Below are 7,580 nucleotides of genomic sequence, written 5' to 3'. Positions count from 1 at the left end.
CTGTGCCTCAACGTCGAGGTGCTCTCCAGCGACGGCATGTCCATCGAGATGCGCGACACCGACGAGGACGTCTTCCGCGCGGCGGAGGAACTCGGTATCGATCTGTCCCGGCGTGAGCCGAGCAGCGTGGAAGAAGTCTGAGGGGGAGATCGCACACAATGCTAGACGTCAACTTCTTCGACGAGCTCAGGATCGGTCTTGCGACCGCCGACGACATCCGTCAGTGGTCGCACGGCGAGGTCAAGAAGCCCGAGACCATCAACTACCGGACTCTCAAGCCGGAAAAGGACGGACTCTTCTGCGAGAAGATCTTCGGTCCGACCCGCGACTGGGAGTGCTACTGCGGCAAGTACAAGCGCGTCCGGTTCAAGGGCATCATCTGTGAGCGCTGCGGCGTCGAGGTGACCCGGGCCAAGGTGCGTCGTGAGCGGATGGGCCACATCGAGCTGGCCGCGCCCGTCACGCACATCTGGTACTTCAAGGGCGTGCCGTCGCGCCTCGGCTACCTGCTCGACCTGGCCCCGAAGGACCTGGAGAAGGTCATCTACTTCGCGGCCTACATGATCACGCACGTCGACACCGACATGCGTGAGCGTGACCTGCCCTCGCTGGAGGCGAAGATCTCCGTCGAGCGGCAGCACATCGAGCAGCGCCGTGACGCCGACGTCGAGTCCAGGCAGAAGAAGCTCGAGTCCGACCTGGCCGAGCTGGAGGCCGCCGGCGCCAAGGGCGACCAGCGGCGCAAGGTCCGCGAGGGCGCCGAGCGCGAGATGCGCCAGCTCCGCGACCGTGCCCAGCGCGAGCTGGACCGGCTCGACGAGGTCTGGAGCCGCTTCAAGAACCTCAAGGTCCAGGACCTTGAGGGCGACGAGCTGCTCTACCGCGAGATGCGCGACCGCTTCGGCCGCTACTTCAAGGGCGGCATGGGCGCGCAGGCGATCCAGGACCGCCTGATCAGCTTCGACCTCGACGCCGAGGCCGAGAACCTGCGCGAGACCATCCGCAGCGGCAAGGGCCAGAAGAAGGCCCGCGCCCTCAAGCGGCTCAAGGTCGTGTCGGCGTTCCTGAACACGACCAACTCGCCGCGCGGCATGGTGCTCGACTGCATCCCGGTCATCCCGCCGGACCTGCGCCCGATGGTGCAGCTCGACGGTGGCCGGTTCGCGACCTCCGACCTCAACGACCTGTACCGCCGGGTCATCAACCGGAACAACCGCCTCAAGCGTCTGCTCGACCTCGGCGCCCCCGAGATCATCGTGAACAACGAGAAGCGGATGCTCCAGGAGGCCGTCGACGCGCTGTTCGACAACGGCCGTCGCGGTCGTCCGGTGACCGGCCCCGGCAACCGGCCGCTGAAGTCCCTCAGCGACATGCTGAAGGGCAAGCAGGGTCGTTTCCGCCAGAACCTGCTGGGCAAGCGAGTCGACTACTCCGGCCGTTCGGTCATCGTCGTCGGCCCGCAGCTCAAGCTGCACCAGTGCGGTCTGCCCAAGCAGATGGCGCTGGAGCTGTTCAAGCCGTTCGTGATGAAGCGGCTCGTGGACCTCAACCACGCGCAGAACATCAAGTCGGCCAAGCGGATGGTCGAGCGCGCCCGCCCCGTCGTGTGGGACGTGCTCGAAGAGGTCATCACCGAGCACCCGGTGCTGCTCAACCGCGCTCCGACGCTCCACCGTCTGGGCATCCAGGCGTTCGAGCCGCAGCTGGTCGAGGGCAAGGCCATCCAGATCCACCCGCTCGTCTGCACCGCCTTCAACGCGGACTTCGACGGCGACCAGATGGCCGTGCACCTGCCGCTGTCGGCTGAGGCCCAGGCCGAGGCACGCATCCTGATGCTCTCGACCAACAACATCCTCAAGCCGGCCGACGGCAAGCCCGTGACGATGCCCACCCAGGACATGGTCATCGGCCTCTACTGGCTGACCACCCAGAAGGAAGGCGCGACCGGCGAGGGCCGCGTGTTCGGCTCGATCGCCGAGGCGCAGATGGCCTTCGACCGCCGCGAGCTGGAGATCCAGGCGAAGATCCAGATCCGGGTCAAGGACGTCCTGCCGCCGCGCGACTGGGTCGCTCCGGAGGGCTGGGAGCAGGGTGACCCGATCCGGCTGGAGACGACGTTCGGGCGGTGCCTGTTCAACCAGACGCTCCCCGAGAGCTACCCGTTCGTCAACTTCCAGGTGGGCAAGAAGCAGCTGTCCACGATCGTGAACGAGCTGGCCGACACCTACCCCAAGGTCGAGGTCGCCAACTCGCTCGACGCGCTCAAGGACGCGGGCTTCCGCTGGGCGACCCGCTCCGGCGTCACGATCTCGATCGAGGACGTCGTCGCGCCGCCGAACAAGACCGACATCATGGAGAACTACGAGCGCCGGGCCGACAAGGTCCAGCGCGAGTACGAGCGTGGTCTGATCACCGACGAGGAGCGCCGCCAGGAGCTCATCGAGATCTGGACCCACGCCACGGCCGACGTCGAGACCGACATGGTCAACGCCTTCCCGGCGACCAACCCGGTCTGGATGATGGTCAACTCGGGCGCCCGTGGTAACAAGATGCAGGTCCGGCAGATCGCCGGCATCCGTGGCCTGGTGTCCAACACCAAGGGTGAGACGATCCCGCGGCCGATCAAGGCCTCCTTCCGCGAGGGCCTGTCGGTGCTGGAGTACTTCATCTCCACCCACGGTCAGCGGAAGGGTCTGGCCGACACCGCCCTGCGCACCGCCGACTCGGGTTACCTGACCCGTCGTCTGGTGGACGTCGCCCAGGACGTCATCGTGCGGGAGATCGACTGCGGCACCGACCGCGCGGTCCCGCTGCACGTCGGCGAGCGCGACGCGTCGGGCAACCTGGTCAAGGCGGAGAACGCCGAGTCCAACGTGCACGGCCGCATCATGGCCGAGGACGTCGAGGTCGACGGCAAGGTCATCGTCCCGGCGGGTGTCGACATCAACGACATCCACGTGACGAAGCTGGTCGAGGCCGGCGTCGAGACCGTCCGTACCCGCAGCGCGCTCGTCTGCGAGGCCAAGATCGGTGTCTGCGCGACCTGCTACGGCCGCTCGCTGGCCACCGGCAAGCTCGTGGACGTCGGCGAGGCGGTCGGCATCATCGCCGCCCAGTCGATCGGTGAGCCCGGCACGCAGCTGACGATGCGTACGTTCCACACCGGTGGTGTGGCCGGCGCCGACATCACCCACGGTCTGCCCCGTGTCACGGAGCTGTTCGAGGCGCGCATCCCCAAGGGTGTCGCCCCGATCTCCGAGGCCGAGGGCCGGGCCAGGATCGACGAGACCGACAAGACCAGGAAGATCGTCATCACCCCCGACGACGGGTCGGAGGAGATCGCCTACCCGGTCTCGATGCGTTCGCGCCTGCTCGTCCAGGACGGTCAGCGCGTGACGGTCGGCCAGCAGCTGATCGCCGGTGCGGTCAACCCCAACGAGGTGCTGCGCATCCTCGGCCCGCGCGCCGTGCAGCTGCACCTGGTGGCCGAGGTCCAGCAGGTCTACCGGTCGCAGGGTGTGTCGATCCACGACAAGCACATCGAGATCATCGTGCGGCAGATGCTCAAGCGCGTGAACGTGCTGGAGTCCGGTGACACCGACCTGCTGCCCGGTGAGCTGGTGGAGCGTCCGCGCTTCGAGCAGATGAACCGCGAGACGGTGGCCGAGAGCGGCTCGCCGGCCGCGGGCCGTCCGGTGCTCATGGGCATCACGAAGGCGTCGCTGGCCACCGAGTCGTGGCTGTCGGCGGCCTCCTTCCAGGAGACGACCAGGGTCCTGACGGACGCGGCGATCCACGCCAAGTCCGACTCGCTGCTGGGCCTGAAGGAGAACGTCATCATCGGTAAGCTCATCCCGGCCGGTACGGGCATGCCCCAGTACCGCAACATCCGGGTCGAGCCGACCGAGGAGGCCAAGGCCGCCATGTACACCGTCGGCGGTTACGACGGTTCCGCGGCCGACTACACCTTCGGCACGGGCAGCGGCGAGGCCGTCCCGCTGGAGGAGTACGACTTCGGTCAGTACAACCGCTAGCAGTTCGCAGGCGCCGCGCCCGGGTCTCTCTCCGCAGAGGCCCGGGCGCGGCGCTTTTGCGGCCCTACGCGCTGCCGTAGACGGTCCCAGACGCCCTGTGGGGGCGGCACGGGCCCGGGGGGACGGTCCGCCGGCCTGACGGCCTGTGGGCCGGTTGCGGGGTTCCCCGGCGAAGCGGCACACGTCGGTCCCCAGGCCAGGTATCATTGCCGCGGCGCTTCGGATGGGCTGGATGAGACAGGCCCCGGTGGCACGGAGCGGTGAGGCCGACAGGCGTTGCCGTGCCGTTTTGACGTGTCGGCTGGGCCTGGGTAGTCTTGAGCATCGTGCCCGTCTCTAGCGGGCTTTCGGCTGTGCGCTCATATCCATAGGGAGAGCGTCGGCTGGACTCTCAGGCTCGCAAGTCTCCGTGGCTGTGTCTGTGTGAATAGCGCGACACGCCCGACCGCGGGGGCACCGGGACGAGGAAAACCAGCAGGTCATGACACCGGCAGAACCTGCGAAATGCAAGACCCAATGACGTAACACCGGCCAAGGCACGAAACGGAGTGGCAGTGCCCACTATTCAGCAGTTGGTCCGCAAGGGCCGGCAGGACAAGGTCTCCAAGACCAAGACTCCTGCCCTCAAGGGGAGCCCGCAGCGGCGCGGCGTGTGCCAGCGCGTCTACACCACGACCCCGAAGAAGCCCAACTCGGCACTGCGCAAGGTGGCCCGCGTTCGGCTCACGAACGGCATCGAGGTCACGGCTTACATCCCCGGTGTGGGCCACAACCTGCAGGAGCACTCCATCGTGCTCGTGCGTGGCGGTCGTGTGAAGGACCTGCCTGGTGTTCGCTACAAGATCATCCGCGGTTCGCTCGACACCCAGGGTGTCCGCAACCGCAAGCAGGCCCGCAGCCGCTACGGCGCGAAGAAGGAGAAGAGCTAACAATGCCTCGTAAGGGTTCTCCTGGCCGTCGTCAGCTCATGTCTGACCCGGTTTACAGCTCGCCGCTGGTGACCGCCCTGATCAACAAGGTGCTCCTCGACGGCAAGCGCTCCATCGCGCAGTCGATCGTCTACGGCGCCCTCGAAGGCTGCAGGGAGAAGACGGGCAACGACCCGGTCGTCACCCTCAAGCGCGCGCTTGACAACGTCAAGCCCACCCTCGAGGTTCGCAGCCGCCGTGTCGGTGGCGCGACGTACCAGGTGCCGGTCGAGGTGCGCGCCGCGCGCAGCACCACCCTGGCCCTGCGCTGGCTGGTGCAGTACTCCCGCGCCCGCCGCGAGAAGACCATGACCGAGCGCCTCATGAACGAGCTCCTCGACGCCAGCAACGGCCTCGGGGCGAGTGTCAAGAAGCGCGAGGACACCCACAAGATGGCCGAGTCCAACAAGGCCTTCGCCCACTACCGCTGGTAACCCGGCGGGTTCGACGAGACGACGAGGACGCGAGTTAAAGTGGCCGCTACGACCGCTCTTGACCTGGCCAAGGTCCGCAACATCGGGATCATGGCCCACATCGACGCGGGCAAGACCACCACGACCGAGCGCATCCTGTTCTACACCGGCATCAACTACAAGATCGGTGAAGTCCATGAGGGCGCTGCCACCATGGACTGGATGGAGCAGGAGCAGGAGCGCGGCATCACGATCACGTCTGCCGCGACGACCTGTGAGTGGATCGGTCACACCATCAACATCATCGACACTCCGGGTCACGTCGACTTCACCATCGAAGTGGAGCGCTCGCTCCGCGTCCTCGACGGTGCCGTCGCCGTGTTCGACGGTGTCGCCGGTGTCGAGCCGCAGTCGGAGACGGTGTGGCGGCAGGCTGACCGGTACGAGGTCCCGCGCATCTGCTTCGTGAACAAGATGGACCGTGTCGGCGCGGAGTTCCACCGCTGCGTCGAGATGATGGTCAGCCGCCTGGGCGCGACCCCCGCTGTGATCCAGCTTCCGTGGGGTGTCGAGGCCGACTTCAAGGGCGTCATCGACCTCATCAAGATGAAGGGGCTCATCTGGAGCGCCGACGCGGCCAAGGGCGAGATGTACGACACCGTCGACATCCCGGCCGACCACGCCGACGCCGCCCGCGAGTGGCGTGACCGCCTCATCGAGACGGTCGCCGAGAACGACGACGAGCTGATGGAGCTCTTCCTGGAGGGCACCGAGCCCACCGAGGAGCAGCTGGTCGCGGCCATCCGCCGCGCCACGCTGAGCAGCGCCATCAACCCGGTGCTGTGCGGCACCGCGTTCAAGAACAAGGGCGTTCAGCCCCTGCTCGACGCGATCGTCGCCTACCTCCCCGCCCCGACCGACATCCCGGCGTTCAAGGGTTACGCGGTCGGCAACGAGGAGAAGGTGATCGAGCGTCACGCGGACCCGGCCGAGCCGTTCTCCGCGCTGGCCTTCAAGATCGCCAGCGACCCGCACCTGGGCAAGCTCACCTACATCCGCATCTACTCCGGCACCCTCGACACCGGTTCACAGGTCGTGAACTCGGTGAAGGGCAAGAAGGAGCGGATCGGCAAGATCTACCAGATGCACGCCAACAAGCGCGAGGAGCGCCCGCAGGCGATCGCCGGTCAGATCGTCGCCGTCATGGGTCTGAAGGACACCACGACCGGCGACACCCTTGCCGACCCGGCCAACCCGGTCGTGCTCGAGTCGATGACGTTCCCGGCTCCGGTCATCAACGTCGCCATCGAGCCCAAGACCAAGGGCGACCAGGAGAAGCTGTCCACCGCCATCCAGCGGCTGGCCGAGGAGGACCCGTCCTTCCAGGTCCGTCGTGACGAGGAGACCGGTCAGACGGTCATCTGGGGCATGGGCGAGCTTCACCTGGAGATCCTCGTCGACCGTATGCGTCGTGAGTTCAAGGTCGAGGCCAACGTGGGCCGCCCGCAGGTGGCCTACCGCGAGACCATCCGCCGCAAGGTGGAGAAGGTCGACTACACCCACAAGAAGCAGACCGGTGGTTCGGGTCAGTTCGCGCGGGTGATCATCGACCTGGAGCCGCTGGGCGAGGGCAACGACGGTTACGAGTTCCAGAACAAGGTCTCCGGTGGCCGCGTCCCGAGGGAGTACATCCCCTCGGTCGACGCCGGCGCGCAGGAGGCCGCCGAGTTCGGCGTGCTGGCCGGTTACCCGATGGTGGGCGTGAAGGTTACGCTGACCGACGGTGCCGCGCACGACGTCGACTCCTCGGAAATGGCGTTCAAGATCGCCGGCTCGATGGCCTTCAAGGAGGCCGCGCGCAAGGCGGACGCCGTTCTTCTCGAGCCGATGATGGCCGTCGAGGTCACCACGCCCGAGGACTACATGGGTGATGTCATCGGTGACCTCAACGGTCGCCGCGGGCAGATCCAGGCGATGGACGAGCGGGCCGGCGCCCGTGTCGTCCAGGCGCTCGTGCCGCTGTCTGAGATGTTCGGCTACGTGGGTGACCTGCGGAGCAAGACGCAGGGGCGCGCGAGCTACAGCATGCAGTTCGACTCCTACGCGGAGGTGCCCCCGGGCATCGCCAAGGAGATCGTCGCGAAGGCCCGGGGCGAATAGTTCCG

4 protein-coding genes are annotated in these 7,580 nt (G+C 66.9%); all 4 read left to right on the top strand.

Annotated features, from left to right (window positions below):
- Positions 1 to 158: 158 nt before the first annotated feature.
- Positions 159 to 4,034: a DNA-directed RNA polymerase subunit beta' gene (locus tag ACIBST_RS10540; protein WP_357982792.1), complete on the top strand. Its 3,876-nt coding sequence runs from the start codon at positions 159 to 161 to the stop codon at positions 4,032 to 4,034.
- Positions 4,035 to 4,588: 554 nt separating this feature from the next.
- On the top strand, positions 4,589 to 4,963 hold the full coding sequence (gene rpsL / locus ACIBST_RS10535; RefSeq protein ID WP_020542315.1) for a 30S ribosomal protein S12: 375 nt from the start codon (positions 4,589 to 4,591) through the stop codon (positions 4,961 to 4,963).
- A gap of 2 nt (positions 4,964 to 4,965) precedes the next feature.
- Positions 4,966 to 5,436 carry a 30S ribosomal protein S7 gene (gene rpsG / locus ACIBST_RS10530; protein ID WP_043623423.1) on the top strand — a complete coding sequence of 157 codons (471 nt, stop codon included), beginning with the start codon at positions 4,966 to 4,968 and terminating at the stop codon, positions 5,434 to 5,436.
- Between the two features lie 90 nt (positions 5,437 to 5,526).
- The gene (fusA, locus tag ACIBST_RS10525; RefSeq protein WP_387669283.1) at positions 5,527 to 7,575 is read left to right on the top strand and encodes an elongation factor G; all 2,049 of its coding nucleotides are present in this window, start codon (positions 5,527 to 5,529) and stop codon (positions 7,573 to 7,575) included.
- Positions 7,576 to 7,580: the final 5 nt, after the last annotated feature.

Origin of the sequence: Nonomuraea sp. NPDC049684 (assembly GCF_044465345.1) — a bacterium.
GTDB lineage: Bacteria > Actinomycetota > Actinomycetes > Streptosporangiales > Streptosporangiaceae > Nonomuraea.
This window is presented reverse-complemented; position numbering and strand designations above follow the sequence as displayed.

Coding starts and splice junctions, on each gene's coding strand:
- ACIBST_RS10540 (WP_357982792.1), top strand. CDS start 159: ATGCTAGACGTCAACTTCTTCGACGAGCTCAGGATCGGTCTTGCGACC.
- rpsG (WP_043623423.1), top strand. CDS start 4,966: ATGCCTCGTAAGGGTTCTCCTGGCCGTCGTCAGCTCATGTCTGACCCG.
- fusA (WP_387669283.1), top strand. CDS start 5,527: ATGGCCCACATCGACGCGGGCAAGACCACCACGACCGAGCGCATCCTG.